Raw genomic sequence first — 25804 nt, 5'->3', positions numbered from 1 at the left:
ACCAGATCGTCACTTTGTCGCCAGTCCGACGCGGTTAATGCCAAGCATCTTGGCTTCCGAAATGACCTTGATCACTTCGTCGTATTTAATATCCTTGTCGGCCGAAATCATCACCGGCATGTCGGGTTTGTCGGCATGCAAGAGCTGCAGCTTTTGCTTCAAGCCGTTCCTGGGCACGCTCTCGGCCTTGCTGGTGCCGCTTTTCTGGCCGTTGATGCGGACGCTGGTCAGGTCGCCGGGCTTGAGGGTGATCTCGATGTATTCGGTCGGCGGCGTCGCCGATTTCGCCGCATTCGGCAAATTGATCACGCTCGGGTTGGTCAGCGGCGCCGACACCATGAAAATCACCAGCAATACCATCATCACGTCGATGTACGGAACGACGTTGATGTCCGCCTTGAATTTGCGGGTGCGGCCGCCGCGCATGGATGAGGGGCCGGACATTAGCGCGCCTGACGTTGCAAGATGTTGGAGAATTCTTCGATGAAGCTCTCGAAGCGGATGGCCAGGCGATCGACATCATGCGAGAAACGGTTATAGGCAACCACCGCCGGAATCGCGGCGAACAGGCCGATCGCAGTGGCGATCAAGGCTTCGGCGATGCCGGGCGCAACCGCTGCCAGCGTTGCCTGCTGGACGTTTGCCAGGCCGCGGAACGCATTCATGATGCCCCACACGGTGCCGAACAGGCCGACATAAGGCGATACCGAACCGACCGAGGCAAGGAAAGCCAGGTGCGATTCCAGCGCATCCATTTCCCGCTGGTAAGCCGCGCGCATGGCGCGCCGGGCGCCGTCCAGCATGGCGGCGGAGTCGCCTGCGGCCTTGTTGCCGAGTGAAGCCTTGACCTTGTTGAACTCATCCATGCCGGCTTCGAAAATGCGTTCCAGCGCGCCGGTTTGTCCCGCACCTTTGCGGCGGTTCGAGGTGGCGTCCTGGTACAGGGTGGCGAGGTTGCCGCCGGACCAGAATGCGCGTTCGAATTCCTCGGTCTGCGAACGGGCGCTGCGGATCGCGAACATCTTGCGGAAAATGTAAGTCCAGCTCATCACGGAGACTGCCAGCAGCAGCGCCATGACCAGCTGTACTAACACTGAAGCATTGGTGATGAGGGTAATAAACGAAAGATCTTGGGTGACATTCATGGATAGCGGTCTTGAGGAATGGTCTTAGGTTTAAGTAAAAGACTTAAACGGTGAATTGTAATCGTAAAGTGCTTACCGCAAAATTAGCAATTGATGAAGAAATTGTTACCGGACGTTATCTCTGGCCCCGGGTTTATTGCAATGTTGCTCAGACCATGCCCGGCGCCGGAAGGTTCAAGGGTTGCCGCCGCGAACTATTTGGCTGAGTGCATTAAAGCAAGCTTTATGCCGCTGCCGGCACGGAATCAGCGGCGCCGGGCTTGATCTTGTGCAGCACCTGCTTGGGAATGGCTTGCGGCCGGAAGCTGCCGGCGTTCACGCAGGCCACGCTGATGCGGCCGGTGGCCAGCAAGGTTGGTCCATCCTCGCCGAGGCGCCAGGCTTGCTGGATGAAGTCGACCACCACGCGGCCGATGCGCTCGACCACCACGGTCAGCTGCAGCTCGTCGTCCAGCTTGGCCGGCGCATGATAGTCGACGCTGGTGCTTTTGACCACAAACATGACGCCGTCGGCCTGCTCCAGCGCGCGCTGGCCGACGCCGGCCGCGCGCAGCCATTCGGTGCGGGCGCGCTCGAAAAATTTCAGGTAGTTGGCATAAAACACCACGCCGCCGGTATCGGTGTCTTCGTAATAGACACGGATGCGCCAGCTGAAGTCTGGATGCGGGGCGGAGGTCGGGTTGCTCATCGTCTGGCTTGCTTCTGTCGTAGAGGGGAATCAGGAGGACGGGCTGCAGGCGGGAAGCGCGCTGCAGCCGTTTCGGCTTGGCCTGCGGCTCAGTTGCGCTTGATGCTCATGCCGGCGAAACCCTGGCAGGTCGGCATCATTTCGATGCGGTTGATGTTGATGTGGGGCGGCAGCGTCGCGACCCAGTAGGCGGTGTCGGCGATATCGCCTGGCGTCAGCGGCTGGGTGCCTTCATATACCTTGGCGGCCGCTTCGTCGTTGCCGCGGTAGCGCACGTTGGAGAATTCGGTGCCGCCGCACAAGCCCGGCGCGATATCGGTTGCGCGCACGCCGGTACCGACCAGGTCGGCGCGCAGGTTCAGCGTGAACTGCTTGACGAAAGCCTTGGTGGCGCCATACACGTTGCCGCCCGGATAGGGATATTCGCCGGCGATGGAGCCGAGGTTGATGACGGTGCCGCGCCCGCGTTCCACCATGCCGGGCAATACCAGGCGGGTCATGGTCACCAGGCCCTTGCAATTGGTTTCGATCATGGTTTCCCATTCTTCCAGCGAGGCTTGCTGCGCCGATTCCACGCCCAGCGCCAGGCCGGCGTTGTTGACCAGCACGTCGATTTCCTGCCATTCCGGCGGCAGCGCCACCAGCGCGCTGCTGATCGAAGCCTTGTCGGTGACGTCCATGACGATCGGCAGGACGGCCGCGCCCAGTTCAGCGGCCAGTTGGTCGAGCCGGTCCTTGCGGCGGCCGGTAGCGATGACCCGATGGCCGTTCTTGGTGAATTTACGTGCCATTTCGGCGCCGAAGCCAGCGGTTGCGCCGGTAATCAAGACAATCATGGTCAATGCTCCTGTCGTTGCGTATTGCGTTGCGGTGTTGGTCCAGCCGGAAATTGTAGCCCAATTTGGCGGGCCGCCATTGCCTATCGCAGAACGGCGGCCCGGTATTGGCCTTGGTGCAGGCCGCACCAGAACGTGGCACAGGAACCGGCCCCGGTTTTGACCCGGCAAGATCGCCGCTGGTATCGATGCCCGGCGTTGCCGGGAAACGTGGCGTGGCACAAATATTGCTGAGCAGCATTTTTCACTGCTGTCTACGATAAGGGTTATAAAACAATGAGACCTGGTTCCTCGAATCTGACCTGCGCGATTGCTGCGGCCGCAGCAACTTCCACCTTGCTGCTGGCGACAGCGACGGCCGCCGCGCAACAGCTGCCTGCCGGCGCCGATCCGGCCGCCGCGCCCGAAGTGAAAAAAACGGCGAAGCAGAGCGAGCAGATTGAAGCGGTGGTGGTGACGGCGCAAAAGCGCAAGGAGGACGCCAGCAAGGTGCCGCTCAGCATTTCGGTGATCAGCGGCGAGGAATTGCAAGCCGCCCACATCAACAACTTTGCCGACGTCACGCGGGCCATGCCGAATATCTCGTTCTCGGGCGCCAGCGGCGCGGGCGCCGGCCTCAGCAATATCGAAATCCGCGGCATCAGTTCGGCCGCCGGTTCGGCTACCGTCGGCGTCTATCTCGACGACGTTTCGATGACCACCCGCAACCTGTACAGCATGGGCAGTTCCGAACCGAAGTTCTTCGACATCGACCGCATCGAAGTGCTGCGCGGCCCGCAGGGAACGCTGTATGGCGCCAGTTCGATGGGCGGCACCATCAAGTTCATCAGCAACCAGCCCAACCTGAAGGAGCGCGAAGCCAGCGTCTATTCCGAAGTGTCGGGGACCAAGGGCGGCGGCACCAACTACACCGTCAACGGCGTCGTCAACCAGCCCCTGATCCCGGGCGAACTGGCGCTGCGCATCGGTATCCAGACCGGCCATGAAAGCGGCTATATCGACCAGGTATCGCCAACCACAGGCAATGTGATCGCTTCCGGCATCAACTCCCAGGATTCAAGCGTGGTGAAACTGGCCATGAAATGGCAGCCGACCCGCAACCTGAGCATCACGCCCTCGGTGTTCTACCAGGAAGTCAATTCCAAGGATATCGATGCCTCCTACCTGGCCCTGCCCAAGAACCAGACCAGCAAGCTGGTGCGCGAACCGGGCAACGACCGCCTGCTGGTGCCCAGCCTGACCGTCAACTACGACATGGGCAAGGCTGACCTGGTGTCGGTTTCCAGCTTTTACCAGCGCACCTTCAACCGCACCCAGGACGGCACCACCGTCAACAACCTCGGTTCCGCGGTGCCGGACACGCCGCCCGGCCTGGCGGCCGCGATCGGCGCCTTGCCGTCGGCGGTATACCTGCAGAACCAGGTGCGGCAGTTCTCGCAGGAATTCCGGGTCGCCTCCAAGCCGTATGACCAGAACGTGTCGCCTTTCACCTGGCTGGGCGGCGTCTATTACGCCAACCTGCACACCAATGTCACCGACAACGAGCCGATCTTCGGCCTGAACGCCACTTACGCCGCGTTCGGCGCCAATCCGGCCGATCCGGGCCAGCTCGGGATCGCTTTCCCGAACGATAATTCCTACTTCAGCGAGCGCCACTACCGTACCGAGCAGAAAGCGGTGTTCGGCGAGCTCAATTACTATTTCGTGCCGACCCTGCACGGCACCGTCGGCCTGCGTTACCTGCAAGCCACCGACAGCCTGAGCCGCAACGGCGACGATTACTGGAACGGCGGCCCGACCAGTTCATCGGTCAGCAGCAGTTCTTCCAAGCTCACGCCAAAGTTTTCGCTGATCTGGGAAGTCGATCCCAACAACACCGTGTACACCTCGGCCACCGAAGGATTCCGGCTGGGCGGCAATACCCGTCCGATCCCGGCCTCGCTGTGCGCCTCCGACTTCGCCAATCTCGGCATCACCGAGGCGCCGACTTCGTTCAAGTCCGACAAGCTGTGGAGCTATGAACTGGGCAACAAGTCGCGCCTGCTGGGCAACCGCCTGTCGGTCAACGCTTCCGTGTTCTATATCCAGTGGGATGGCCTGCAGCAGGATATCCAGCTGCCGGGCTGCGGCTTCGATTATGAAACCAATGTCGGCAAGGCCAAGAGCTACGGCGCCGAGTTCGAGATCAAGGGCAAGCCGACTTCCAACATCTTGCTCGGCCTGTCCGGCGGCTACACCAAGGCCACCCTGTCGTCCGACGTGCCGTCGCTGAAAGCGCACGCCGGCGATCCGATCCAGGGCGTGCCTAAATACAACGTGAGCCTGACCGGCCAGTACTCCTTCAACCTGCCGGGCGACTATTACGGCTTCGCCCGCGCCGCCGCGCACTGGACCGGCAGCAGCCACGGCACCCTGGTGGCTACCGACCCGGATTACCAGCGTCCGGCCTACAGCACCGTCGATGCTAGCGTCGGCGCCACCTATGACCGCTGGGAGCTGACCTTGTTTGTCAAGAATTTAACCAACAGCGACAAGGTGATCCAGCGTCCGAACGTGCAATCGGTATCGGAAGGCTACCGGGTCGCGCCGCGCACCATAGGCGTCAGCCTGGCGGGCAAGATATAAATATCTGCAATAATTATCTTTTTGGCAGGTTTCGTGCAAGAGCCGTCCTCCGGGACGGCTTTTTTTATTCCGCCTCAAGGCCTACGCCCAATCTTGCCCAAACCAGGTGCTTCGCTTACAATAGCCGCACCATTTCGTCTCACGTGACTGGCGAAAAAACCGGACCGCGCGGATTCATAAGATCGCGGCGGCTTCGGCAAAAGGTGGGCATCCACCGGGAAGCGTGAGATTTCATCCGCCGTGCGCCTGGGCAGCCCTAATGGAAAGTACGACTGAGGCTGCCGCATTTCCCCTTATCCTGGCCCTCATTCGATTTAGGCACACCCTTATCGTTTGGAGTATCACATGTTCGAAAAAAACCATACCATCGCCAATGTCGATCCGGAATTGTGGAGCGCCATCCAGAAAGAAAACCACCGCCAGCAAGAACACATCGAGCTGATCGCGTCGGAAAACTACACGTCGCCTGCCGTCATGGAAGCGCAGGGCACCCAGCTGACCAACAAGTACGCCGAAGGTTATCCAGGCAAGCGCTACTACGGCGGCTGCGAATTCGTCGACATCGCCGAGCAGCTGGCGATCGACCGCGTCAAGGAACTGTTCGGCGCCGAAGCCGCCAACGTCCAGCCTAACTCCGGCTCGCAAGCCAACCAGGGCGTATTCTTCGCCATGCTGAAACCAGGCGACACCATCATGGGCATGTCGCTGGCGGAAGGCGGCCACCTGACCCACGGCATGGCATTGAACATGTCCGGCAAGTGGTTCAACGTGGTGTCCTACGGCTTGAACGAAAAAGAAGAAATCGACTACGAAGCATTCGAGCGCCTGGCGCACGAAAAGAAGCCGAAGCTGATCATTGCCGGCGCTTCGGCCTATGCGCTGCGCATCGATTTCGAGCGCATGTCCAAAGTTGCCAAGGCAGTCGGCGCTTATTTCATGGTCGACATGGCGCATTACGCCGGCCTGATCGCTGCGGGCGAATACCCGAACCCGGTGCCGCATGCCGACTTCGTGACTTCGACCACCCACAAATCCCTGCGCGGCCCGCGTGGCGGCATCATCCTGATGAAGGCCGAATTCGAGAAAGCCATCAACTCGGCGATTTTCCCAGGCATCCAGGGTGGTCCGCTGATGCACGTCATCGCCGGCAAGGCAGTGGCGTTCAAGGAAGCGCTGACGCCGGAATTCAAGACTTACCAGCAGCAAGTCGTGAAGAATGCCGACGCTTTGGCGAAAGCACTGATCGCGCGCGGCCTGCGCATCGTTTCCGGCCGTACCGAATCGCACGTGATGCTGGTCGACCTGCGCGCCAAGAAGATCACCGGCAAGGAAGCCGAAGCGATCCTGGGCGCGGCGCACATGACTTGCAACAAGAACGCGATTCCTAACGATCCGGAAAAGCCGTTCGTCACATCCGGCATCCGTGTCGGCAGCCCGGCGTTCACTACCCGCGGTTTCAAGGAAGCGGAAGCGACCAAGGTCGGCAACCTGATCGCCGACGTGCTCGACAATCCGCATGACGCAGCGACCATCGAACGGGTCAAGGCCGAAGTCAAGAAACTGACCGACGCTTTCCCGGTATATGCAGCTTGATGCTTGAAACACCGGTTGCCGATGCGCTGCAGAGCCTGTCGGTAAGCGGCTAGAGCCATGGGCCCGGCGCAGCTTGAACTCTGCACGGGCCCATGCGCCATGTAACGCCGGTTTGTTTCAAATCGGCGCATGGCCGCAAAAAGGAATAATGTAGAGATGGAACTGCCGACACAGCCTGTTGCAATCACTTTCGGATTACCGCCATCATGAAATGTCCATTCTGCCAGCATGAAGAAACCCAGGTGCTCGACACGCGGGTGTCGGAAGAGGGCGACTCGATTCGCCGCCGGCGCCGTTGCATGCAATGCGACAAACGTTTCACCACTTTCGAACGGATAGAACTGGCGATGCCGGTGATCGTCAAAAAGAACGGCAGCCGCACCGATTTCGATCCGCTCAAGCTGCGCGCCAGCCTGATGCTGGCCCTGCGCAAGCGGCCGGTGTCGGTCGAGGCGCTGGACGAAGCCCTGCAGCGCATCAAGGAAAAACTGCTGTCGAGCGGCGAGCGCGAAGTGCTGTCCGGCCATGTCGGCGAGCTGGTGATGCGCGAGCTCAAGCGCCTGGACAAGATTGCGTATATCCGTTTCGCCTCGGTCTACAAGAGTTTTGAGGATGTGGCGGAATTCCAGAACATGATCGAAGAATTCTCCGGGCCGCCAAGCCGCAGGAAATAAATCCTGCAGGAAGTCATTTCTTAAATACGCTAGCGCCGGCCTGTCCGGCGCTATTTTTTTGTCAGAATGATTGATGAAAATGAAATGAATACTACCTGGCCAGGAGCGCCTTATGCATTTGCTGCGAACGTCCATGCGCGTGATTGCGCCCGATGCGGGCCTGACCCTGATCGAAGCCATGATCGCGCTGGCAATCGCCGGCATCTTGCTGAGCCTGGCGGCGCCAGCCATGCGAGGGTTCCTGGTCCAGAACCGGCTGGCCGCAGACACCAGCCAGCTGGTTGCCGCGCTGACGCTGGCGCGCAGCGAAGCCATCCAGCGCGGCCGCGGGGTGCAGGTGTGCCGCAGCATAGACGCCGACACAGCCGCCGCCGCATGCAGTGCGGCCGCTACGGCCAAGCGCGCCGCCGACGACTGGGGCGCCGGCTGGCTGGTGCAGGTGGCCGACAGCGGCCAGATCCTGTCGCGGCAGGGGGCGCTGGATGACAGCAGCCAGGTCGCCGCCACCAGGAAAACGATCACCTATAACAGCGGCGGCAACGCCAGCAGCAGTTTCGCCAAGCTGGCCGTCAGCCACAACGGCGAGTTCGCGCGCACGGTATGCATCTCCAGCACCGGCCGCATCAGCGTAAAGCCTGACACTGCCGAATGCTGAATCCTGCATCCATCTGCAACAGGCAAGCCGGACTTTCGATGGTGGAATTGCTGGTGGCGCTGGCGATTGCTTCCGGTTTGCTGCTGCTGTGCACGTCGCTTTATCTCGGCAGCAAAGCCAGCTTCCGTTTGAACGAGGATAAACGGCGGCTGCACCAGGACGGCAATTACGCCATGGTCCTGATGGAAAGGGATCTGCGGCAGGCAGGGTTTGGCAACCTGGCCAGCGCCGCGCCCGGAGCTGCGCCCATCACCGATTTCATCCTGGCCGACGGCGCGCCGGCCCAGGGGCTGCGCGGCTGCGAGCATGGTTTCGTCAAGCCGCTGGGGCCCGGAGGCAAGGATTTCTCCTGCAGCACGGCGCCCGGGATGGCCGCTTTCGAAGTCCGCTACCGGACGGATGACTACCCCGATCCGGCCAGCGGCGCCGGCGTCGATTGCCATGGCGCGGGAGTGGCGTCGAATGCAGTGCCGCCAGGCCATCCGGCGTACATGCTGGCGCCGTCCGTCACCATCGCCAGCAATCATTATTTTGCTGCGGTGCACGCCGGCAGCGGCGCCAGCTCGCTTTATTGCCAGGGCAACGGCAGCAACAACGCGCAGCCGATCGTCAATAATGTCGAGGACATGAGGCTGACATACGGCGTGGCGGCAGTTGGCGACACGACGCCGCGCCAGTTCTTGAACGCAACCCAAGTGACGGCCTTGTCTGACGACCAGCTGCAGAACTGGGAGCGGGTCGTCAGCGTCAGCCTGTGCCTGCAGTTGCATGGAGAAATCCAGCTGGCCACCGGCCCGCAGCGCTACGTCGACTGCAGCGGTACGGCCAGGCTGGCAGGCGACCGCCGCTTGCGGGCGGTATTCAAACGGGTGGTTACCTTGCGCAACCGCGCCGCGGCGAGCCTGGCGCCGCCTTGAAGCCGGCAATACCCGGCATCGCATTTTAATTAACGATGGCGTCGGCATATTTTTGTACAATCAACGCATCTATCCTTTCTCACGGCTTTCACATGATTTCCAGGTTTTTTCCATGAGCGCGGCTGAACAGTTGATGTCGCAAGCCCTGCAGCTCGCCGAAAACGGCCTGCTGTCAAGTGCGCCGAATCCCGCCGTCGGCTGCGTGATCGTCAAGGACGGCCAGGTCATCGGCAGCGGGTTCACCCAGCCGCCGGGCGGTAACCACGCCGAGATCCAGGCGCTGCAGGATGCTGCCGCCAAGGGCCACGATGTGCGCGGCGCCACCGTCTACGTCACGCTCGAGCCTTGCAGTCATTTCGGCCGCACGCCGCCTTGCGCCGATGCCTTGGTGCAGGCCGGCGTAGCCAAGGTAGTTGCGGCCATAGGCGATCCCAATCCGCTTGTGGCGGGGCAGGGCATGGCGCGCCTGCAGGCGGCAGGGGTCGCGGTCGAATCGGGCGTCCTGGCGGCGCAGGCGCGCGAGCTGAATATCGGGTTCTTCACGCGCATGCAAACCGGCAAGCCCTGGGTCAGGCTGAAAGTGGCCGCCAGCCTGGACGGCAAGACCGCGCTGCATAACGGCCTGAGCCAGTGGATCACCTCGCAGGCGGCACGCGACGACGGCCACATGTGGCGCGCCCGCGCCGGCGCCATCCTGACCGGCATCGGCACCGTGAAAGAAGACAATCCGCAGCTGACGGTGCGCACCGTGCCGCCGGTGTCGCGGCAACCGCTGCGGGTGATCGTCGACAGCAAGCTGAGCATCAGCCCGGACGCAAAAATCCTGGTGGGCGGCGGCAACCTGGTGTTCAGCGCTGCCGCCAATCCGGAAAAACAGGCTTTGCTGGAGCAGCAGGGCGCTGAAGTGGTGGTGCTGCCGAACGCCGCCGGCAAGGTCGATTTGCCGCAAGTCATGCGCGAACTCGGCAAGCGCCAGATCAATGAATTGCATGTCGAAGCCGGCTCCAAGCTGAACGCCTCGCTGATCCGCGAACATTGCGTCGACGAATTGCTGGTTTACCTGGCGCCCTCGATCCTGGGCGACGGCCGCGGCATGTTCAGCCTGCCGGCGCTGGAAAACCTGGATGACAAGTTAAGCCTGAAATTTCATGAAATCAAGCAGATAGGCGAGGATTTGCGTATCCTTGCACGATTCCGTTAATTTTTTATATTGCCATCATGTTCACTGGTATCGTCGCCGCCGTCGGCAAAATCACTTCCGTCAAACCGCTGGGTTCCAGTACCGATGATGGAGTCCGGCTCCAGATCGACGCAGGCGCCCTGTCGCTGGCCGATGTCGCGCTGGGCGATTCGATTTCCCTCAACGGCGCCTGCATGACCGTGGTCGAAAAGAGCGCCGGCAGCTTTGAAGTCGACGTTTCGCGCGAAAGCCTGAACCGTACCGTCGGCCTCGACGCCACCGGCGAAGTGAACCTGGAAAAGGCCCTGACCCTGGCCGACCGCCTGGGCGGCCACCTGGTGTCGGGCCATGTCGACGGCCTCGGGCTGGTGCAGAAATTCGAGCCGGTGGGCGAGTCCTGGGAGCTGGTGATCAAGGCTGCGCGCGATCTTGCCAAATATTTTGCCTACAAGGGCTCGGTGGTGGTCAACGGCGTCTCGCTGACGGTCAACCGGGTCGACGATGTGGCCGATGGCTGCCTGTTTTCGATCAACCTGATTCCGCACACGATTGAAGTGACGTCGCTGAAACATCTGCAGGTCGGCAAGCAGGTCAACCTGGAAGTGGACCTGATCGCACGCTATGTGGAACGCATGCTGAGCGTCGACCAGGGTGCGGCTTCTTAAAGCATCCCGGAATGCGCCCATGAAAAAAGCTATCGCACCGCAGCTGTTGCTGCTGCTGATTGCGCTGGTTGCATGGTTTTCCATCGCCGCGCAATTTTCCATTTCGATCCCGATCCTGGTGGCCAAGGGCATGACCTACGGCGAGGCCGTCTGGCGCATGTTCGGCTACCTGACCATCCTTACCAATGTCCTGCTGGCGGTGTGCTGCACGCTGCTGCTGCTTCAGCCTGATTCCGCGTCCGGCCGGTTTTTCTCACGGCCCGGGGTGCTCACCGCGATGGCCCTGTACATCATCTTTGTCGGCCTTGGCTACAACCTCCTGCTGCGCAACCATGCGCCGTTTACCGGCCTGCACAGGCTGTCGGACGAGGGTTTGCACACCGTGGTGCCGTTGCTGTTCGTGTCGTACTGGCTGCTGTTCGCGGTCAAGAGCGGCCTGCAGGCAAAAGACAGCCTGCTGTGGCTGGTCTACCCGCTGGCTTATTTCGTGATGGCAATGGTGCGCGGCAGCTTGTCGGGTTTTTATCCCTATCCGTTCCTGAATGTCCTCCAGCTCGGTTATCCGCGGGTGATGGCCAATGCCGCCATGCTATTGGTGGGATTTTTCCTGATCGCAATGGCCTTGGTTGCGATTGCCCGTTACAGGCGTCAGGACTTGGCGATCGATTAAGCCCGGGTGTACGAAAAAAGCCACAGTTCATATACAGCGATACATGTTGTTACAGGCCTTACGACTTGTACGTAGCGCCACCTTCAAAAATTAGGTTAAATATAGTCATGTTTAACTCAAAGCCATCGAGAATTGCCATGAAAAACCCCATGCGCGTTGCCCTGTTCGGAATGCTTGCTGTCGGCATGTTCGCGGCGGCCCCGGCGTTTGCCGGAGCACATTGGTCGGTGAATATCGGTGTGCCTGGCCCCGCCTACTACGCACCGCCGCCGGTCTACTATGCGCCGCCACCGGTTTATTACGCACCGCCGCCGCCCGTGTATGTGCGGCCGCCTCCGGTCGTGGTGTATGGCGCCCCTGGCTACTATCCGCCGGCTTATTACGGCCGTCCGGGATACTGGCGCGGTGGCCGCGGCTGGCATGACCATTACTGGCATGACCGCGGCTGGCGCCGTTGATTAGAATCAGGTCACGCTGCCGGTCGGCAGCGTGACTAAAAACAGACACGCTGCAATTTACTGTATGCATATACAGTAGTTATGGTACAGTGCAATTCCCTTCAACGAGATTGGAATTGCTGCCATGACGAACTTGGACATTACCTCCGGCTCCCGCTTTGGTATGGAGTCTACCCCTTCCTCAATCCTGATGCGCTTCGGCAAGCGTGAGCTGTTCATCTGCCGCGATTTCTACAAGCGCCTCTATCGAAGCAATCCCGTGGTCGAATGCAACGCCGGCATCCAGGCTGGCCATCTCGAAATATTGCTGTTTCGCAAATGGCTGGTAGTCATGTCGAAAGCGCACTGAAGCGATTGCCGCATGTCCCCGATTGTTTCCCGATTGCATATTTTGCGTAATTGAAACAAATGTTCTAGCCCGCCACATGGCGTGATTCTCCCGCAGCTGTTAAATTTGTTGCCGTTGGCTTGTCCAGGCACATAAATATAACCAGAGCGGGAGACGCACAGTGAGCGATGAGTTCGACTTCGTGGTGATAGGCGGCGGTTCGGCCGGCAGTGTCATGGCAGGCCGCCTGACGGAAGATCCTGGAATATCGGTATGCTTGCTGGAAGCCGGCGGCAGCGGCGACAGCTGGGTGGTGAAGATGCCGGTCGGCGCGGTTGCCATGGTGCCGACCCGGATCAACAACTGGGCGTTCGAGACCGTGCCGCAAGCCGGCCTCGACGGCCGCCGCGGTTACCAGCCGCGCGGCAAGGCGCTGGGCGGATCATCGGCCATCAACGCCATGGTCTATATCCGCGGCCATCGTTCCGATTACGATCATTGGGCCCGGCTCGGCAATAGCGGCTGGTCGTTCGACGATGTGCTGCCCTATTTCAAGAAATCAGAGCATAACGAACAGTTTGCCAACGCCTGGCACGGCCAGGACGGGCCTTTATGGGTCAGCGGCCTGCGCAGCGACAACCCGATCCAGCAGCACTACCTGGAAGCCGCGCGCCAGGCCGGTTATCCGCTGAGCGCGGATTTCAACGCCGAGCAGCAAGAAGGTCTCGGCGTTTACCAGGTCACGCAGAAAAACGGCGAACGCTGGAGCGCCGCGCGCGCTTACCTGATGCCGCACCTGGGACAGCGCAGCAACCTTAGGGTGGAGACCGGCGCCTATGCCGAACGCCTCGTCATCGAGCAGGGACGGGCGGTCGGCGTTGAAGTCCGGCAGGGCGGCACGTTGCGTGTGCTGCGCGCCCGGCGCGAAGTGATCCTGGCCGCCGGCGCTTTCCAGTCGCCCCAGCTGCTGATGCTGTCAGGCATCGGCGACGGCACCGAACTGCGCAAGCTGGGCATTCACGTGCAGCACCACTTGCCGGGCGTCGGCAAGAACCTGCAGGATCATCCCGACTTTGTGTTTTGCCATCAGTCCGACAGCCTGGACACCTTCGGCATTTCCGCCGGCGGCGCGCTGCGCATGTTCAAGGAGCTGCAGCGCTACCGCAAGGAAAGGCGCGGCATGTTGAGCAGCAATGTCGCCGAATGCGGCGGTTTTTTAAAGACCCGGCCGGATTTGCCGGCGCCGGACCTACAATTGCATTTTGTCGTCGGCTGCCTGGAGAACCATGCCCGCAAGCTGCGCTGGGGACACGGTTTCTCCTGCCATGTCTGCCTGCTGCGGCCGAAAAGCGTGGGACACGTCAGCCTGCGCAACACCAATCCGCAGGACGCGCCGCTGATCGACCCCAAGTTCCTGGACCATCCGCAAGACCTGGAAGACATGGTGGCCGGCTTCAAGGCCACCCGCAAACTGCTTGAAGCGCCGGCGCTGGCCGCCTACAGCACGCGCGACATACGCACCGCAGGCGTGCAGTCGGACGAACAGATACGCGCCATCCTCAGGCAGCACGTCGATACGGTCTACCACCCTGTGGGCACCTGCAAGATGGGCGTCGACCAGGCCGCCGTGGTGGATCCGACCTTGCGGGTGCGCGGCATCCAGGGCCTGCGGGTGGTCGATGCCTCCATCATGCCGACCCTGATCGGCGGCAATACCAATGCCCCCACCATCATGATCGCCGAGAAAGCGGTGGATTTCATACGGCAAGGGCGATGACGGCAAAGGCGCCGGCAGCGACGAATATCGCTGCCGCTACGCGAAAACAGCCTGACAAGGCAAGCGGCATATGCGCCTGTTGGCGCAAAACAACGCTATGTTGCGGCGCATGATGACGGTTAAAGTTTTTTGGCTCAGTATCGCTTCACGCAAAAAAGAGTCCATCTCTCTAGAGGTGAGGAGACAGGGAAGCCCGCATCGTTAAAGATAGCGGGCTTTTTATATGGTGGAGCCGGTTCGGCGGCGAGAGTGATATTCACGAAACTTATATAAGGAATCAGAAATAAGAATTGGCAATAAACCCTCCGTTTTTATATGCTGCGATGCATCAACACAGTCTATTTAACCGGAGCCCTGCCATGACTTTCGTTCAAACCCTGCCTTTAATCGCCGTTGTCGCCGCCTTTGCCCTGCGTTTCTACCTGTCGAAAAAAATCGGCAACAACCAGAAGTAATTCCCGGCCGGCAGCCCGGCTGCCCAGCCGGACGTGTTTATCCCGGCACAACCGCGGTCCGCATCACCGGATACAGGTTAAAGCGCTCATCCCACGAAGAATGACGGCGCGCGAAGAACTCCAGCCGCGCCGCCGGATCTTTGGCAAACGCCGGATCGTCGGCCAGTTTCTGCTTGAACTCGGCCGCCAGCGCCGGATCCGCCGCCAGCTGTTCGCGCGCGACATCTTCCGCCACATACGCTTCCATATACTCCTTCTTCTCGAAGGCATTGTTGAAACGGCCCCAAGCCGCCAATGAGTCTGGCGCCTGCGGTTCCAGCAACGCCATCACCAGCCGCGCCTTGGCCTGGGCTATCGGCACGAACAGGGCGCCGGCGCCGAGGTCGCGCGTTTCGCTGTGCCAGGCGCCTTGCAACTTGAGCAACTGGTGGCTTTCCATCGGTTGCGCATCGAAGGCGGTCTTGGTGGCGCGGAAAGTTTCCAGCGTTACCCGGTTCAGCGCCGCCGGCAGCACGCGGAAAGCAATGCCGTGCTGCTGCAGCTTTTGCCCGACCCAGGCAGCGTGCGCCGCCGGCACCAGGTAACCGGCCTGCGGCGCGTTGACGCTGAGGTCCGGCTGCAGGTCGTCGCGCACCGTCACATTCCAGATCTGCGGCTTGCTTTCGTCGTAGCGTGTCATCAGCGCGCCCGAAATATCCGACTGGGTGCGCGTATATTCATAACCGCGGAACGCCACCGGACGGGTCTTCTCGCTCGCCTCGTAAGTCAGCGCAACCGGCTGGCCGCCCAGCCTGGCGGCGCGCAGGTCGGCCTGCTGCGCATTCTTCAGCCAGGCGTCGCCGTGCGCGGCGATCTGCGCCATGATCGAGACAATGGTGTTGTGCGTGATGCGCACCCGGGTCGGATAATCTTTCCAGGAGTGGGTTTCCACCAGCATGCCGAAGCGGTTGCGCAGATGGAAATAGCCGGTTGAAAAACGCGGCGGCGAGACGCCGTCGACAAAACCGGAACTGGGATCGTCGTCAACCTTGAACGACATGTAGAACGGCAGCGGCAGCGAACCCTGCTTGCTCAAATCGCTGATGACAGCGTCGCGCAAAGCCTCGCCGTCCTTGCGCTGGGCGAGGTCGCTGGCGTGCACCGGTTCGACCTGGATCGAAACGTCGTGCTCGAACTTGGCGCCGTCGGTGACATGCAGGTCGATATACGCCAGCGGATCCCAGCGGTTGACCAGCTGCAGCATGGCCTGCATTTCCGGCGCGTCGGCCTTCGCGTAGTCGCGGTTCAGGTTGAAGTTCTGGCCGGTGGTGCGCCAGCCCATTTCTTCCGGGCCGCGCTGGTTCGGACGGTTCCAGCGGCCAAAGCGCTCATGGCCGTCGATATTGAACACCGGCACGAAGACCAGCACCTGCTTGTCCAGCACGCTATTGGCGGAGGTATCCTGCAACGCTTCACGCAAGGCCAGGAAACCGGCATCCTTGCCATCGATCTCGCCGGCGTGGATGCCGCCCTGTATCAGCAGCACCGGCAGGTTGCGCTTGTGCGCGGCTTCCGCGGTCAAGGCGCCGCTGCGCGAGGCGATCAGCGCCAGCATCGGCCGGCCTTCCGGCGTACGGCCGAACTCGGTGCAGCGCACCTGCTTCGGATAGGCTTTCTGGAAAGCGGCGCAGAGCGCGATGACTTCTTCGTAGCGGCCGGTTTTCTGGAAACCGGAACGCTCGGCGACCGTGCTCAGGGCAGGGTCGGCGGCGTGGGTGAAGGGAGTGGCGGAGAGGGTAAGCAGGGCGGACAGCACGGCAGAACGCAGCATGAATCAAGCTCCAACGGTTAGGTGACGGACAACAAAATGATGGAGGGATTCTAGCGCGCCTGCGAGAATATTGCTTAGTGGCATCTGGTTGTTTGCCTGTCACCACCCCGGCTGCAATCGGGAGCGGTGCAGCGCATCTCAGCCGGCCGCACGCCGCCAATGTGCCCGCAGACAAACCTCCAGCGTTTCATCGCTGACGCTGGCCGGATCCTCGCAGGCTGATGGTGAAGTTAGCGGGAAAAAAGAGCGTTGATTTCGCCTGCCGCAAGCATGCCGTCGCCCATGGCGCCGAAGCTGCCCTGGCCGAGCGCCTCGCCGGCGATCCGGTGCAGCAGGCCAAGCGCCGACTGCATGGGGCCGCAGCCAACACTGATGCGCCGCACGCCGGCCTGCCTGAACACATCGACCGCGGGCGCGCCGGCATAACCGGCGTAGATATTCACCGGCAGAGGGATTGTTTGCGTGAAGCGGGCGATCTCTTCGATGCGCGCCAGGCCCGGCACGAAGATGCCGTCGGCGCCGGCCGCCGCATACATCTGCGCGCGCCGCACCGTGTCTTCATAACGCGCAACAGGATCATCGTTGGCGACAAAATAGGTGTCGCTGCGAGCATTGATAAACAGCCGCGCATCCATCTGCGCCAGCATCTTGCGCAGCGCGCCTATGCGCTCGCACAGGATTTCCGGCGGCGCCAGCTGGCGCGTGCCGGGCAGTACGCCGTCTTCGATGTTGATGCCGGCCACGCCCATCCCTGCCAATGCTCGTACTACATCGCACACTTCCTCGGTGCTGCGGCCGAAACCGCGCTCGATATCGACGCTCACCGGCACGCCGGCGACCCGGCAGATGCGGGCGCAGGCAGCCAGCAGTTCAGCCGCCGGCATCTGCTCGCCGTCGGCGTAACCGGCGGCCCAGGCCATGCCGGCGCTGGTGGTGCCGATGGCCGGGGCGCCGGCGCGTTCGAGGATGCGGGCGCTGACGGCATCCCAGGCATTCAATAAAGTCAGCGGCGCAGGGCCGAGGTGCAGCTGGTGAAAGGCGTTGGCATGCTGCTGGGCGGCGCTGGATTGCATGGTTTTCTCCATTTGATTACGTTGTAGAATGAAATCGAGTGTAGGAGGGAGGCAGCTTTAAAACTTGGAAAAAACTGCTGTTCCCGACCCGTGGCGCAAAATCAACCATACGGATTGCAATTCCAGCAATGAAAACTTTGCTTTTACCTTCAGGCGTCGCCATCCCCGCATTGGGACAGGGAACCTGGTACATGGGAGAAGACCCGGCGCAAAAAAAGCGTGAAGTCGACGCGCTGCGGCTAGGCATGGAGCTCGGCATGACGCTGGTCGACACCGCCGAGATGTATGCCGACGGCGGCGCCGAGAAAGTCGTGGGCGAGGCCATTGCAGGGCGCCGCGACGAGGTCTTCCTGGTCAGCAAGGTCTATCCGCACAACGCCGGCAGGCGCAGCATGCAGGCCGCCTGCGAACGCAGCCTGAAGCGGCTCGGCAGCGACCACATCGATCTCTACCTGCTGCACTGGCCCGGTTCGGTGCCGCTGGCGGAAACGCTGGAAGCGTTCGAGTCGCTCAAGAAGGCCGGAAAAATACGCGATTTCGGCGTCAGCAATTTCGACCGCGACGGCATGCAGGAAGCAAGCGAATTGCCCGGCGGCGCAGAGGTCGCGGTCAACCAGGTGCTGTACAACCTGAAGCGGCGCGGCGTCGAATGGGATTTGCTGCCGTGGTGCCGCGAGCGTGCGATACCGGTGATGGCGTATTCGCCGCTGGAGTCTTCCGCCAACGAACAGCGGCGCTTGCTCGGCAACCCGCATCTGCTGGCGGTCGCGGCAAGGCACGCAGCCAGCCCGGCGCAGATCGCGCTGGCCTGGCTGCTGCAGCAAGAGCAGGTGATCGTCATTCCCAAGGCAGTCGATCCGGCGCATGTGCGCGAGAACCGCGCGGCGCTTGATGTCATGCTTACGGCGCAGGACCTGGCGGAGCTTGACCAGGGGTTTCCGCCGCCGCGGCATGGCAGCGCGCTGGATATGAGATAAGCGTTTTTCTAAAAAACCACTGAGAGGCACACCCGATGTCATTCCAGAACTATTGGCTTTTCCTGCCCGCCTGTTTCGCGCTGAACATGGCGTTCGGTCCGAACAACGTGCTGTCGCTGTCGAACGGCGCGCGCGACGGCATGCGCTATTCGATCCTTGCCGCGTTTGGAAGGCTGCTGGCGTTTGCGGCCATGATCGCCATTTCCGGCCTCGGACTGGGAGCGCTGCTGCTGGCGTCGGAAACGCTGTTCACGCTGCTGAAATTCGGCGGCGCGGCTTACCTGGTCTGGCTCGGCATCAAGCTGTTCCGCGCCGCGCCGGTCGCGCTGGCAGGCGCGGCCGATAAGATCCAGGCCAGCCTGGAAACGCCGGCGGACAAGCTGCGCCGGCTCGCCAGGCAAGAGTTCCTGGTAGCGGCGGGCAACCCGAAAGCGATCCTCATCTTCACCGCATTCTTCCCGCAGTTTGTCGACCGCTCAGCGTACGCCGCCAGCTTCGTCGTGCTCGGCGCGACCTTCCTGCTGCTTGAACTGATCGCGATCGCCATCTACGCCGCCATCGGCGCCAGGCTTGGAACCTTTACCGGCGCCGCCGGACGCTTCCGCTGGTTCAACCGCGCCAGCGGCACGCTGATGATCGGCTTCGGCTTGCTGCTGGCGTTCCTGCGGCGTCCTGCCAGCTGAGGTTGGCACCGGTCCTCCATGGCATCGCGGCGGCAAGAGTCATCTGGGGTCAGAGTCAACTTTCGCAGCGTTTCATCGCGAAACTTGACTCTGATCCCACATGACGGATTCGGAGAAAGACAGAGCGCACACGCGGTTTTGTTTTTTTTAACGATGAGGCAAGTACTCCGTGGCCCGCTAAATGGGGTCAGAGTGAAGTTTCTGCAAAAAGCGCGCAGAAAGTTCACTCTGACCCCAGTTAGCTGCGTCTGTCATTCTGTTCCATAGCACTACCCTTGAAGGAAGTACTACATGGATAAAACGAAGGCTGTCCCCGCAACGTTCGACATGACGGCGAATGCGCCGAGGATCATCCGGCAGCTGTTCGAGCATGCCGGCATCCAGCTCAACGGCGATCAGCCGTGGGACATGCAGATCCATGATCCGGTGTTCTTCCAGAAGATGTTCACCAAATGGGAGCTTGGCATTGGCGAGTCCTACATGGACGGCGACTGGGATTGCGACAGGCTCGACGAATTCTTCTTCCGAGTCACCAGCCACGACCTTGAGCAGACAGTGGTCGGCCCCGCGAAGATTGGTTTTTTCCTGGAAATCCTGCGCCAGAATTTTTTCAACCTGCAAACCAAGGGCCGCGCTTTCCAGGTCGGTGAGCAGCACTACGATATCGGCAACGACCTGTTCGAGAGCATGCTCGATCCGTACATGATGTATTCCTGCGCGTATTGGCCGCGCGCCGCCAACCTTGAAGAAGCGCAGCAGCACAAGCTGGAGCTGATCTGCCGCAAGCTGGAGCTCAAGCCCGGCGAACGCCTGCTGGATATCGGCTGCGGCTGGGGCGGACTGGCCCGCTATGCGGCCGAACGCTACCAGGCGCAAGTGACCGGCATCACGATTTCCAAGGAACAGCAAAAACTCGCGCAAGCGCGCTGCGCCGGCCTTCCGGTCACGATTGAATTGACCGACTACCGGCAGCTCAGCGGGCAATACGACAAGATCGTTTCCGTCGGCATGTTCGAGCATGTCGGCGCCAAGAATTATGCCGAGTACTTCGATGTCGCCGGCAAGCTGCTGGCGCCAGAGGGTTTATTCCTGCTGCACACCATCGGCAACTACGTCACCGAAAAGAAGCGCGACGTCTGGCTCGACAAGTACATTTTCCCGAACGGCCACCTGCCTTCGGCGAAGGAAATCACGCAGGTGCTGGAAGGACGTTTCCTGATCGAAGACTGGCATAACTTCGGCCGCGACTACGACCTGACCCTGATGGCCTGGTGGGACAATTTCGAGCGCGCATGGCCGCGCCTGTCGGAAAAATACGACCAGCGCTTTTACCGCATGTGGAAATACTTCATCCTCTCTTCGGCAGGTTTCTTCCGCTCTGGCCAGGGCCAGCTCTGGCAGCTGGTATTAAGCAAGCGCGGACGCAGCGCCCCCTATCGTTCGATACGATAGGGGGAAGAAGAGAGTAGGGCGGGCAAGGATTCTTGCCCGCGCGCTACCGCGCTGGATTCATGTGGGTGCAACTGCACGCCCTGCTCAGAATTTGTAATTCACGCCCGCCGATATGCCCTGCAGGCGTCCCCCCGCATAACAGTTCGGCGCACCTGCCGCAATCGTCTGGCCGTCGTGGCAGTCGGTCGTCACGCCGCGTCCGCCCGCTCCCAGGTCATAGTGGGCCAGGGCGTGGTTGGCGGTCACCGCATAGTTCGCATACCAGGTGGTCTGCTTGTCGATCTTGTGTTTATACGCCACGGTGTACATGTTGGCGGCATTGTCCGGGCTGATGGTGCCGATGCCGTCGGCCGCGCTGGTATTGTGCTGGCCTGGATCGCCAGGCGTGGCGTTGGCGTGGGCCCAGCCGACCGAGAGGCTGTCGTCCGGCGTCAGCTCCTGCGTCAGCGCCAGCCAGTAACCGTTGCGCGAGCGCTCGTTCTGCTCGTTCAGGTAGGCCGGGATATTCCTGCGCATCACCTCGTAGATGGCGCTCAGCGTGGTCTTCGTCGGGAAGGCGTACTGGGCGCCGATCTTGTAGGCATACTCGTTGCCGACATCGTTCGGATCCAGTCCTATCGGGCTGGCCAGCGCCTGCGGTGTGCCGGCCACGTCGCCGGTGCGGTTGACCCTGGAATGCAGCTCATAGGCGCCGGTCACGTACAGCGGTCCGTTTTCATAGGCGACGTTGGCGCTGTAGGCGGTGCCGTAGCTGCCGTCGACGCAAGCGATCGCGCCGCCGCCGCTGCCCGGGATATTGCCGCCGGTGCAGCTCGATTCGCCGCTGGCCTGGATCGAGTTTTCATAACCGCGGTTCTGGCCCGGCGAGATCAGCGCATTGAAACTCCAGCCATGCCACTTGGGTGATTCGTACCAGAGCGCATGGTCGAGGCGGGTGCCGAATTCGACCCGGTTGTCGCCGCCGGTATTGCCCATGATGACCGAGTAGTCGCCCCACATGCCGGAGAAAGGATTCATGCGCGCGGTGGAGGTCTTGTACGGCGCGTCGGTCTTGCCGATCTTGACCGCGCCCCACCTGGCGTCGGCCAGTCCGACATAGCTGTTGCGCGTGGTCAGTGCGCCTTTGACGGTAGTGTCCTGGGCGCTGGTGGAATTGGCGGAACCGGCGGTCGCAGTGATGTCGATCTGCGTTTCCAGCTGGTAGACCAGCGACAAGGTATCGCCGACCGGATGCTTGCCGCGTATGCCGACGTAGGACAGGTTGGTGGACAGGTCGGACTGCCAGCCGTTTTGCCCGACCGGCGACACCACCCGGTTGCCGCCGACGTCGTTATAGGAATTCTTCAAGCCCTTGGTGCTGCCGTCGACCGACACATCCAGGTTGCCGTAGAACTCGACATCCTTGATCGCCTCGAAGAACTTGCGCGTTCGTTCACCCAGCGCCGGCGATGCCGCAGGTGCTGCGGCGACTTCCGCCGCAGCAGTAACCGGAGCGTCTTGTTTGGTCGATACCTGCTGCAGTTTTGTGGTCAGCAGTTTTACCTGCTGTTCCAGCGCTTCGATGCGGGCATCGGTTGCCGGGTCGGCCTTGGCCACGGTGGACAGTGTCAGTGAGGGAAGGGAAAATGCAACGATAAATGCCGCTTGCAGCGGCTTCAGCCTGAACGTCATGTTGTCTCCATCGTTATAGGAAAATTTTTTGTACGACGGTTCAGAGTGCTGCCATCGGTGGCTGCGTTGCGTTGACTTAGCTCAAGTTTTTTAAAAATAATCGCAGCGCGGGGCGCGTGCTGAAAAGTCCCTGTGGTAATTTTGCAGCGCTTGCGCGCAAGCCTGGATCGGCGGTCGGTGATATCCTCCTGAATTCCGTCCAAGGCCGTTAAATCCTCTTTTTTTGATCATGAACTTCCATACCTGGTTTACCTTTTTCGCCGCCTGCTGGCTGATCGCCATTTCTCCCGGTTCCGGCGCGGTGTTGTCGATGTCGCACGGCTTGTCGTACGGCGTCAAGAAAACCTCGGCGACCATCGCAGGCCTGCAGCTGGGTTTGCTGCTGATCCTGTTTGTGGCCGGCGCCGGCGTCGGCTCGATCCTGCTGGCGTCGGAGACCATGTTCACGGTGGTCAAGACGGTCGGCGCGCTGTACCTGATCTACCTCGGCCTGAGCCAGTGGCGCGCCAAGGTCGACGCCGCCGCGCTGCAGCAGCCTGAGCCGGCCCTGCAATCGACGCCGCCGACCATGCGCAAGCGCATGCTGCTGGGCTTCATGACCAATGCCACCAATCCCAAGGGAATCATTTTCATGGTGGCGGTGCTGCCGCAATTCATCAGCGCCGGCAGCGCCTTGCTGCCGCAGTTGCTGCTGCTGGCCGTCACCATGTGCACGGTCGACCTGGTGGTGATGCACAGCTATGCCTTTGCCGCATCGACCATGCAGGGTTATTTCCGCGATGCGCGCGCGGTCAGGAAACAGAACCGTTTCTTCGGCGGCGTGCTGATGGGAGTGGGGACGGCCTTGTTTTTTGTCAAGCGCAGCGCCTAAGCGCGCCCAACTGCATCTGACGAGCTCGGACATGCGGATGTCCGGGCCGCGTTCTAAGTTTTTTCTTAAATATCAGCGGGGCGGCATCGCGCCCGATTCTCCCGCGCGCCACGTTGTGGGTAATTCCCAGCTGGCGTAAGAATTTTCTTGTTCCCTTCAGCAAGCCGGCCTCATGCCGGCTTTTTTGTTTCCTCTGTACATGTTTCTCGCAGGAATTTCAGAATTACCTTAATTAAAGATTAGGCATTTCCTTAATTAAGACTTTTCTTATATTCGATAACGAGTCGGTTCCGCATAGTTGCGAGTTGCTTATTCCAGGTATCACTTTCAACTAACTGTAAAGAACCATGAGTACACTGACTTCACCACCGCAATTCCGAAAGCACACTCTAGCGCTTGCCGTCAGCAGCCTGCTGTGTGCGCCATTTACATCCGTCCATGCGGCCAACTCGCCGCTGGTGGCTGGGCCTGGTGAGCATCTGATCGCCTCGGGAGATTATGACGCGAACGGTGGCCTTGCTGCCTTGCGGGCTTTCGGAGGTGGCAGCATTATTACTAGCGGTCCGGTGAATGCAGTTAGCACATTGACTGGCCTCCCGGGTGTGAGCGTCACTGACGCTGGCAGCCTGATCGACTTTCGGGGAGGCAGTATCACCAGTGCTGGTACTGGTGCGGCGGCCAGCAGTATGGCAACGTTGAGAGTGGATAGCACAGCCATTAATGTGGTGGCCAGTGCCAGTAATACCCGTGGCGACATAAGAGGTGTGTATGCTCAAGACGCTTCGCAAGTCATTTTGACCAACAGTGACATCACGGTATCAAACAGCGATTTCAGCAATGGTGCCGGTTCGGTCGTTGGATTATCTGTAAACAGCGGCAGCACGTTGACTGCCGACGCAGTTAACGTGCTGGCCACTGGTACTTTCGGGAACGGCATGTTGGTGTCACGTACCGGCAGTCAGCTCGACTTTGATAACGGTACAGTGATTGCTTCCCAGGGAGGTGCTCGCGCTACCAATTCCGCCATCCTCAATATCCGCAACACATCCTTGACTACTACAGGTTCTGGCGTCTTTGGCAGTACTGGTGTGTCTGCAGAGAGCCGTGCGCAGGTATTTGTGGCGGATAGCACACTTGATGTGTCAAACAATCCTGGAGGTCTGACTGCCGGTATTCTTGCATCCGGCGGTGCTGAGGTTACTGTGACTAACAGTCGTATCGTTGTGTTTGGCAGTGGTGGTGGTCTCAATAGGAGTGATCCCTTCGACGGTGTTGCTACTTTCAACAGTGGTACCCGCGTCAATCTGACCGATACCAGCATCCACGTAACAGCAAGCTTGAACAACGCCGGCGGCTTCACGAATGCCTATGGCCTCAATGCCGGTTCGGGTTCCATCATCGCGATGAGTGGCGGCGTCCTCTCCGTAGATACCGGGTCGGCGAGTGATACCGCACTCGGTATCGGCGCTTTGGCGACGGGCAGCGGCAGCCTGATCGGCCTTACCGACGTTGCGCTCGACAGCGCAGGAGAAGGCGCACAGGGCCTGGTCGTCAACCAGGGCGCCGCCGCGCTGGTTCGGGGCGGGTACATCAACAGCACCGGCGCCGCCGTCACCGTGGGTAATGGCGGCGGCAGCGCAACGTTGCTGGATACCCAGGTAAACACCACGGGTGATAACGCGATCGGCTTGCACGTACTCGACACAACCGGCGCAAGCGCCGTGCTGGCGGCGGATGGCACGCGCATCAGCACTGCCGGCGCGGCCAGTGCCGGTGCCCGTGCAGATGGTCCGGCCGCTGAGCTGCTGGCCTCCAACAGTGCGATCACTACCGCCGGCGACGGCAGCATCGGCGCGCAGATTGTCGGCGGCGGGCAGGGGAAATTCCTCAATACGCAGGTAACCACGCAGGGCGCGAATAGCCACGGCCTGCAAGTAGGCGCCGCCGGCGATGCCGCGACCACTACCCTGGCGTTCCAGGGCGGCAGCGTGCTGGCCAGCGGTGCGGCGGCGGCGGGCGCCTTGATCGCTGCCGGCGGTGACGCCACCTTTATCGATACCTCGATCCAGGCAACCGGCGCAGGCGGTTCGGCGCTGCAGCTGCAAAACGGGGCGCTGGCTGCAACGGCTCGCGTCAGCAACAGTGTGTTGAACAGCGCTAACGGCGCGGCGATCGAAGTGATTGCCGACCCTGCCATCAGCGTGGCTGGTGGGCCGGTGCAGATCAGCCTGCTCAACGGAACGCAGGCCAGCAGCGGCACTGGCATTCTGCTCGATGCCGGCGCCGGCACCCAATCGATGCTCAATCTCAACGGTCAGGTACATGCTGTTGGCGATATCGTCGCCAACGGCAACGCCATCGTCGATGTATCGCTGGAGAACCGGTCGTTATGGAACGGTGCGACCAGTACCGTGCGCAATGTGTCGCTGGACGCCGGCAGCCAGTGGCAGATGGCAGGCAGTTCGACGGTGCAGAACCTGAACCATGCCGGCCTGGTATCGTTTGCCGCCCCGGTGGCGGGCAACTACCATACGCTGACTGTGCAAGGCGACATCACTGGCCAGAACGGCGTAGTGGCTTTGAACGCCGTGCTCAACGAAG

The 25804-nt window shown here is 61.0% G+C and carries 24 protein-coding genes and 1 riboswitch; of the genes, 16 read left to right on the top strand and 8 right to left on the bottom strand.

The window, feature by feature from the left end:
- Positions 1–9: 9 nt before the first annotated feature.
- From V8G57_RS23720 to V8G57_RS23700, 5 genes are all read right to left on the bottom strand, one after another.
- A complete protein-coding gene (locus V8G57_RS23720; protein ID WP_342831475.1) occupies positions 10–444 on the bottom strand; it encodes a biopolymer transporter ExbD in 435 nt (144 codons plus the stop codon).
- A complete protein-coding gene (gene tolQ, locus V8G57_RS23715; protein WP_342831474.1) occupies positions 444–1145 on the bottom strand; it encodes a protein TolQ in 702 nt (233 codons plus the stop codon). The genes V8G57_RS23720 and tolQ overlap by 1 nt, the downstream gene beginning before the upstream one ends.
- A gap of 223 nt (positions 1146–1368) precedes the next feature.
- Complete coding sequence (ybgC, locus tag V8G57_RS23710; RefSeq protein ID WP_342831473.1) at positions 1369–1833, bottom strand: tol-pal system-associated acyl-CoA thioesterase; 465 nt, start codon at positions 1831–1833, stop codon at positions 1369–1371.
- 89 nt (positions 1834–1922) lie between these two features.
- Complete coding sequence (locus tag V8G57_RS23705; protein ID WP_342831472.1) at positions 1923–2669, bottom strand: SDR family oxidoreductase; 747 nt, start codon at positions 2667–2669, stop codon at positions 1923–1925.
- Positions 2614–2910, bottom strand: coding sequence for a hypothetical protein (locus V8G57_RS23700; protein ID WP_342831471.1), 297 nt, complete (start codon positions 2908–2910; stop codon positions 2614–2616). Before V8G57_RS23700 ends, V8G57_RS23705 begins: the two co-directional genes overlap by 56 nt.
- Before the next feature lie 35 nt (positions 2911–2945).
- Here V8G57_RS23700 and V8G57_RS23695 point away from each other — a divergent pair, with 35 nt between their 5' ends.
- The 11 genes from V8G57_RS23695 to V8G57_RS23645 all read left to right on the top strand — a co-directional run bounded on the left by V8G57_RS23695 (position 2946) and on the right by V8G57_RS23645 (position 14211).
- Positions 2946–5294 carry a TonB-dependent receptor gene (locus V8G57_RS23695; RefSeq protein ID WP_342831470.1) on the top strand — a complete coding sequence of 783 codons (2349 nt, stop codon included), beginning with the start codon at positions 2946–2948 and terminating at the stop codon, positions 5292–5294.
- Positions 5295–5427: 133 nt separating this feature from the next.
- Positions 5428–5553: riboswitch (ZMP/ZTP riboswitch) on the top strand.
- 86 nt (positions 5554–5639) lie between these two features.
- Positions 5640–6887: a serine hydroxymethyltransferase gene (glyA, locus tag V8G57_RS23690; RefSeq protein WP_342831469.1), complete on the top strand. Its 1248-nt coding sequence runs from the start codon at positions 5640–5642 to the stop codon at positions 6885–6887.
- A 206-nt stretch (positions 6888–7093) separates the two neighbouring features.
- Positions 7094–7561: a transcriptional regulator NrdR gene (nrdR, locus tag V8G57_RS23685; protein ID WP_014007375.1), complete on the top strand. Its 468-nt coding sequence runs from the start codon at positions 7094–7096 to the stop codon at positions 7559–7561.
- Between the two features lie 112 nt (positions 7562–7673).
- Positions 7674–8216: a GspH/FimT family pseudopilin gene (locus tag V8G57_RS23680; RefSeq protein ID WP_342831467.1), complete on the top strand. Its 543-nt coding sequence runs from the start codon at positions 7674–7676 to the stop codon at positions 8214–8216.
- Positions 8210–9133, top strand: a complete 924-nt coding sequence (locus V8G57_RS23675; protein WP_342831466.1) for a PilW family protein — start codon at positions 8210–8212, stop codon at positions 9131–9133. Before V8G57_RS23680 ends, V8G57_RS23675 begins: the two co-directional genes overlap by 7 nt.
- 112 nt (positions 9134–9245) lie before the next feature.
- A complete protein-coding gene (gene ribD / locus V8G57_RS23670) occupies positions 9246–10334 on the top strand; it encodes a bifunctional diaminohydroxyphosphoribosylaminopyrimidine deaminase/5-amino-6-(5-phosphoribosylamino)uracil reductase RibD (RefSeq protein WP_342831465.1) in 1089 nt (362 codons plus the stop codon).
- Between the two features lie 17 nt (positions 10335–10351).
- Complete coding sequence (locus V8G57_RS23665; protein ID WP_342831464.1) at positions 10352–10978, top strand: riboflavin synthase; 627 nt, start codon at positions 10352–10354, stop codon at positions 10976–10978.
- 19 nt (positions 10979–10997) lie between these two features.
- Positions 10998–11648, top strand: coding sequence for a Pr6Pr family membrane protein (locus V8G57_RS23660; RefSeq protein ID WP_342831463.1), 651 nt, complete (start codon positions 10998–11000; stop codon positions 11646–11648).
- 137 nt (positions 11649–11785) lie between these two features.
- On the top strand, positions 11786–12106 hold the full coding sequence (locus V8G57_RS23655) for a hypothetical protein (protein WP_092399726.1): 321 nt from the start codon (positions 11786–11788) through the stop codon (positions 12104–12106).
- 124 nt (positions 12107–12230) lie between these two features.
- A complete protein-coding gene (locus tag V8G57_RS23650) occupies positions 12231–12455 on the top strand; it encodes a hypothetical protein (protein WP_038492120.1) in 225 nt (74 codons plus the stop codon).
- Positions 12456–12615: 160 nt separating this feature from the next.
- Positions 12616–14211, top strand: coding sequence for a GMC family oxidoreductase (locus V8G57_RS23645; protein ID WP_342831461.1), 1596 nt, complete (start codon positions 12616–12618; stop codon positions 14209–14211).
- A 492-nt stretch (positions 14212–14703) separates the two neighbouring features.
- Here V8G57_RS23645 and V8G57_RS23640 read toward each other — a convergent pair whose 3' ends face one another.
- Together V8G57_RS23640 and V8G57_RS23635 are read right to left on the bottom strand one after the other, a co-directional pair.
- Positions 14704–16476 (bottom strand): M14 family metallopeptidase, encoded by a 1773-nt coding sequence (locus V8G57_RS23640; protein WP_342831460.1) that lies wholly within the window; start codon positions 16474–16476, stop codon positions 14704–14706.
- 230 nt (positions 16477–16706) lie between these two features.
- Positions 16707–17549 (bottom strand): isocitrate lyase/PEP mutase family protein, encoded by an 843-nt coding sequence (locus V8G57_RS23635; RefSeq protein WP_342831459.1) that lies wholly within the window; start codon positions 17547–17549, stop codon positions 16707–16709.
- A gap of 128 nt (positions 17550–17677) precedes the next feature.
- Here V8G57_RS23635 and V8G57_RS23630 point away from each other — a divergent pair, with 128 nt between their 5' ends.
- The 3 genes from V8G57_RS23630 to cfa all read left to right on the top strand — a co-directional run bounded on the left by V8G57_RS23630 (position 17678) and on the right by cfa (position 20661).
- The gene (locus tag V8G57_RS23630; protein WP_342831458.1) at positions 17678–18526 is read left to right on the top strand and encodes an aldo/keto reductase; all 849 of its coding nucleotides are present in this window, start codon (positions 17678–17680) and stop codon (positions 18524–18526) included.
- Positions 18527–18561: 35 nt separating this feature from the next.
- Positions 18562–19209, top strand: coding sequence for a LysE family translocator (locus V8G57_RS23625; RefSeq protein WP_342831457.1), 648 nt, complete (start codon positions 18562–18564; stop codon positions 19207–19209).
- Between the two features lie 291 nt (positions 19210–19500).
- Positions 19501–20661 (top strand): cyclopropane fatty acyl phospholipid synthase, encoded by a 1161-nt coding sequence (gene cfa / locus V8G57_RS23620; protein WP_342831456.1) that lies wholly within the window; start codon positions 19501–19503, stop codon positions 20659–20661.
- Between the two features lie 84 nt (positions 20662–20745).
- Here the strand turns inward: cfa and V8G57_RS23615 are convergent, their stop codons facing one another.
- Positions 20746–22332, bottom strand: a complete 1587-nt coding sequence (locus tag V8G57_RS23615; protein WP_342831454.1) for a porin — start codon at positions 22330–22332, stop codon at positions 20746–20748.
- Positions 22333–22561: 229 nt separating this feature from the next.
- Here V8G57_RS23615 and V8G57_RS23610 point away from each other — a divergent pair, with 229 nt between their 5' ends.
- Positions 22562–23203, top strand: a complete 642-nt coding sequence (locus V8G57_RS23610) for a LysE family translocator (protein ID WP_092399842.1) — start codon at positions 22562–22564, stop codon at positions 23201–23203.
- Positions 23204–24405: 1202 nt separating this feature from the next.
- On the top strand, positions 24406–25804 hold a 1399-nt coding region (locus V8G57_RS23605), incomplete at its 3' end, for a beta strand repeat-containing protein (protein WP_425458324.1).

Origin of the sequence: Collimonas rhizosphaerae, from assembly GCF_038896935.1 — a bacterium.
GTDB lineage: Bacteria > Pseudomonadota > Gammaproteobacteria > Burkholderiales > Burkholderiaceae_D > Collimonas > Collimonas rhizosphaerae.
The sequence above is the reverse complement of the archived record's forward strand: the minus strand, read 5'-3'. Positions and strand labels throughout refer to the sequence as shown.

Coding starts and splice junctions, on each gene's coding strand:
- ribD (WP_342831465.1), top strand. CDS start 9,246: ATGAGCGCGGCTGAACAGTTGATGTCGCAAGCCCTGCAGCTCGCCGAA.
- V8G57_RS23665 (WP_342831464.1), top strand. CDS start 10,352: ATGTTCACTGGTATCGTCGCCGCCGTCGGCAAAATCACTTCCGTCAAA.
- V8G57_RS23650 (WP_038492120.1), top strand. CDS start 12,231: ATGACGAACTTGGACATTACCTCCGGCTCCCGCTTTGGTATGGAGTCT.
- tolQ (WP_342831474.1), bottom strand. CDS start 1,145: ATGAATGTCACCCAAGATCTTTCGTTTATTACCCTCATCACCAATGCT.
- cfa (WP_342831456.1), top strand. CDS start 19,501: ATGGATAAAACGAAGGCTGTCCCCGCAACGTTCGACATGACGGCGAAT.
- V8G57_RS23615 (WP_342831454.1), bottom strand. CDS start 22,332: ATGACGTTCAGGCTGAAGCCGCTGCAAGCGGCATTTATCGTTGCATTT.
- V8G57_RS23660 (WP_342831463.1), top strand. CDS start 10,998: ATGAAAAAAGCTATCGCACCGCAGCTGTTGCTGCTGCTGATTGCGCTG.
- V8G57_RS23610 (WP_092399842.1), top strand. CDS start 22,562: ATGAACTTCCATACCTGGTTTACCTTTTTCGCCGCCTGCTGGCTGATC.
- V8G57_RS23625 (WP_342831457.1), top strand. CDS start 18,562: ATGTCATTCCAGAACTATTGGCTTTTCCTGCCCGCCTGTTTCGCGCTG.
- glyA (WP_342831469.1), top strand. CDS start 5,640: ATGTTCGAAAAAAACCATACCATCGCCAATGTCGATCCGGAATTGTGG.
- V8G57_RS23640 (WP_342831460.1), bottom strand. CDS start 16,476: ATGCTGCGTTCTGCCGTGCTGTCCGCCCTGCTTACCCTCTCCGCCACT.
- V8G57_RS23630 (WP_342831458.1), top strand. CDS start 17,678: ATGAAAACTTTGCTTTTACCTTCAGGCGTCGCCATCCCCGCATTGGGA.
- V8G57_RS23635 (WP_342831459.1), bottom strand. CDS start 17,549: ATGCAATCCAGCGCCGCCCAGCAGCATGCCAACGCCTTTCACCAGCTG.
- V8G57_RS23700 (WP_342831471.1), bottom strand. CDS start 2,910: ATGCTGCTCAGCAATATTTGTGCCACGCCACGTTTCCCGGCAACGCCG.
- V8G57_RS23720 (WP_342831475.1), bottom strand. CDS start 444: ATGTCCGGCCCCTCATCCATGCGCGGCGGCCGCACCCGCAAATTCAAG.
- nrdR (WP_014007375.1), top strand. CDS start 7,094: ATGAAATGTCCATTCTGCCAGCATGAAGAAACCCAGGTGCTCGACACG.
- V8G57_RS23675 (WP_342831466.1), top strand. CDS start 8,210: ATGCTGAATCCTGCATCCATCTGCAACAGGCAAGCCGGACTTTCGATG.
- V8G57_RS23695 (WP_342831470.1), top strand. CDS start 2,946: ATGAGACCTGGTTCCTCGAATCTGACCTGCGCGATTGCTGCGGCCGCA.
- ybgC (WP_342831473.1), bottom strand. CDS start 1,833: ATGAGCAACCCGACCTCCGCCCCGCATCCAGACTTCAGCTGGCGCATC.
- V8G57_RS23705 (WP_342831472.1), bottom strand. CDS start 2,669: ATGATTGTCTTGATTACCGGCGCAACCGCTGGCTTCGGCGCCGAAATG.
- V8G57_RS23680 (WP_342831467.1), top strand. CDS start 7,674: ATGCATTTGCTGCGAACGTCCATGCGCGTGATTGCGCCCGATGCGGGC.
- V8G57_RS23655 (WP_092399726.1), top strand. CDS start 11,786: ATGAAAAACCCCATGCGCGTTGCCCTGTTCGGAATGCTTGCTGTCGGC.